1 protein-coding gene is annotated in these 607 nt (G+C 44.2%); it reads right to left on the reverse strand.

What is annotated here, in order from left to right:
- Window positions 1-114: 114 nt before the first annotated feature.
- Window positions 115-607 (reverse strand): XdhC family protein (locus tag A3763_RS00980; protein ID WP_197482662.1); only part of this gene is annotated, 493 nt, incomplete at its 5' end.

The raw sequence follows: 607 nt of genomic DNA on the forward strand, positions 1-607 counted from the left end.
ATATTGACTCACTTTAAAATGAGATTAAGCACAGCAAATTAAGAAATAACATTATTTAACTTTTGATTTGTAAGCCCAGGTAACAGCAGTTTCATTTGATTACATATATGCTACTCATCCTGAACAAAGGCGCCGTGAGTCAATCATTTTTGCGGAAACTTTGTTCCTTTCCTGAATTAATTGCGCAGCGATAGATACAGCGATCTCAGCAGGTAGCTTACTGCCAATCGGAAATCCAATTGGCGCATTTAGCCTTGCTAATTCTTCAGAAGCGAAACCGAGGGTGCGCAGCCGCTGCAAACGCTTGCTGGTAGTATTTTGAGACCCCATTGCGCCGACCAGAAAGCATCGGCTATGCAAACCCGCCATCACCGCAAGATCATCAACTCTTGGGTCGTGAGCCAAAGCCAGCACAGCAGAATAGGAATCAGAAAATCGCTCTTTTATCAGATCATCTGGTAAGCAAAGATGCAGCGGAGTATCCCAGCTTTTAGCATCGTGCCTATCAACCACGTTACTACGCGCATCGCAGAGCTCAACATGGAAATCGATCGCCTTTAAAATATTCAAGAGATTCCTTGCAACCTCACCCACACCTACGATTAGT

This window comes from Oleiphilus sp. HI0128 (assembly GCF_001635365.1).